The sequence below is a fragment of the Bacteroidales bacterium genome (assembly GCA_041671145.1).
GTDB lineage: Bacteria > Bacteroidota > Bacteroidia > Bacteroidales > JAHJDW01 > JAQUPB01.
On record JBAZBZ010000088.1, the window covers coordinates 1 to 2,587 of the forward strand.

Consider the following 2,587-nt stretch of genomic DNA (forward strand, 5'->3'; position numbering starts at 1 on the left):
TCTTCCGATCTATTTAACGAAAAATGGTCAACCTATTTCAGTATAAGACAGTTTAAACAAAAAGTTGCAATTAGATAATTTTCCTGACTTGGAATTCATACCGAAAACTTATTGGAGTGCTAAATCTTGTGATTTTATCAACAAAGAGATGGCAATTTCGTTAACAAAACAACAAAATCTAAAAAATGGTATTGATAGTCTTAAAGCATCAATTAGCTATAATTCCGAAGAGAAGAAATACTTTTGGCATGTAACTCAAACACTGGAAATAATACAAAATGTTCATTCTGGGAGGACAACACCTTACGAAACTAGAGTTGAAGAGTGCGTTATAATTGATGCAATTAGTGGGAAAATAATTTCTCATGAGACTTACAAGATAGGAATTATACCATGATAAAACACCTGTTGCCAACATGGGCTAAAAAAAAGCGGGCAGAAATTAGTAATTTGAAATTCAGTAATTATTTATAAATTTGTATTCGGGTGAAAATGAAGTGCGAGTTAATTGCCCGCCTTTTCTTAGCCCCAAACGTTGGCGGTCATGCTATGAAAACAGTGCTAACCCGACATTGATAAACAAAAAAATACATTAATTTCCGCACAGATAATTATTTTTATTACATTTGGCACAAAATTATATAAATACAAAATGCCAACAAAAGATATAATAACAACAAAAATCTTTACGAGTAATAAAGAATTTATTGCGAAAAGAACAAAAAGAATTGAGGAAGCGATTGCTTTTGAAAGTGGCACTATTAAAAACAAACAAAAACATTTAATATCCTCTCTACCCAATGGAAAAGAAACGTATTTTCATAAACCAGGAAAAGAAACTTTAAGAAAAATACCCAATGTATATGACATGTCTCCGAATGTTGGAGCAAATGGAATAAGCGAAACTGATAACTGGTCATTTGAAAAAATCTGGGAATACCTGATTAAAATTTCTATTATCAATCAAATTACTTTCAAGAAAGTTTTAGTGTTACTTTATCGTAATTGCTTTCTATTAGACCATCAAGAAATAAAAGAAAGTAAATTTCGATACTTGCCTTCCAATGAATTATTGGATTACATTGAGAAAATTGAGTTTGGCTTGAAGGACGGATTTATGGATAAGTTCAAAACAAATGAAATAGGATTGTTAGAATATTTGCATTTTATAGATTTACTTGGTTGGAATGAAGATGTGAAATATCATATTGTTAATGACAAACCCGACTTTATAAAATACAACAATAAGGTTGGGAGAGTAAATACAATTCTCACGGTAATAAGCGCACCACTGATGATTAGTAATTTTATTTTAGATATTATTCATAAAACAGAAACGAAAGGAATAATTGATGTTAAATTAATTACATCTACAATACAAATGTTTGCAAAGACAAGAGGCATTTGTGTGCTTTCCAATAAAGAATTGCTAAAACACTTAACTCCATATTTAGTAAATAAAAAAGATGAGTAGCGATAAATTAAATAATTTTAGAAATAAAATTTTCAATGAAGATGTTTTGAAAGTTTTAAAAGAACTGCCAGACGGCTGTTTAGATATGGTTTATGGAGATCCTGATTATAATGTTGGCATTAACTACGCTGGAAAAAATTACACTACGAAATGGAATGAATATATTGACTGGTATGTTGAATTGACAAAGGAAAGTTTGCGAGTGCTTAAACCAACGGGAAATTTATTTATGATGAATTACCCAAAACAGAATGCATATTTAAGAGTTAATTTTTTAGACGACAATGCGTACGATGTACAAGAATATGTTTGGACATACAATACAAATGTTGGACATAGCCCAAGAAGATTTACAACTGCTCACCGTTCCATATTACACGCAACAATAAGCAAAGACAATAATTTTTACAAAGACAATGTTGCAGTCCCATATCAAAACCCAACAGATAAAAGAATTAAAGGAAGAATTGCAGATGGACATCTAGGTAGAATGCCTTATAGTTGGTTTTATTTTGACCTTGTAAAAAATGTTTCAAAAGACAAAACATTTCATTCTTGTCAAATACCATTGCCTTTGGTAGAAATGCTTATTAAATCTTGTACAAATATAGATGATGACTGTTTTATTTTGTTTGGCGGTAGCGGCAGCGAGTTAGTTCTTTGCAAAAATTTACAACGCAATTTTATCAGTTGCGAAATCCATTCTGACTACTACCATATGATTATAGACCGCTTAGACAATAACGGAAAAATTAGGTACGAACAACGACTTAAATATTTTCAGCAACAAAACAACAAAACAGTTTCACAGAAAGTTGATTTGTTTACAAACATAGAAAAAGAAAGCACGAACCGCCAACATGGGCTTAGCGTTAGCGGGCAGTCAGAAGTAATTTGATAATTCAGTAATTATTTATAAATTTGTTTTCGGGGGAAAGTGACGCAGGTATCAAATGCCCGCCAATCGCCAAGCCCCGACCGTTAGCAGCCATTTCCCCTATTGTCATTTCCTAAAATCGGTTGACTAAAAATTAACCAATAAAACGGAAACAATGACAAAACTCAAGACTCAACCCTGTCGAAAAAAAGACTACGAAAAAGTTAATTTCGACT

At 31.7% G+C, this 2,587-nt stretch carries 3 protein-coding genes; all 3 read left to right on the forward strand.

Features of this window, described 5'->3' with window-relative positions; translation table 11 throughout:
• Positions 1-64 precede the first annotated feature (64 nt).
• The 3 genes from WC223_14050 to WC223_14060 all read left to right on the forward strand — a co-directional run bounded on the left by WC223_14050 (position 65) and on the right by WC223_14060 (position 2,372).
• On the forward strand, positions 65-397 hold the full coding sequence (locus tag WC223_14050) for a hypothetical protein (GenBank protein MFA6925363.1): 333 nt from the start codon (positions 65-67) through the stop codon (positions 395-397).
• A gap of 255 nt (positions 398-652) precedes the next feature.
• Positions 653-1,474 (forward strand): hypothetical protein, encoded by an 822-nt coding sequence (locus WC223_14055; GenBank protein ID MFA6925364.1) that lies wholly within the window; start codon positions 653-655, stop codon positions 1,472-1,474.
• Positions 1,467-2,372: a site-specific DNA-methyltransferase gene (locus tag WC223_14060; GenBank protein MFA6925365.1), complete on the forward strand. Its 906-nt coding sequence runs from the start codon at positions 1,467-1,469 to the stop codon at positions 2,370-2,372. Before WC223_14055 ends, WC223_14060 begins: the two co-directional genes overlap by 8 nt.
• The last annotated feature ends 215 nt before the right edge of the window (positions 2,373-2,587 follow it).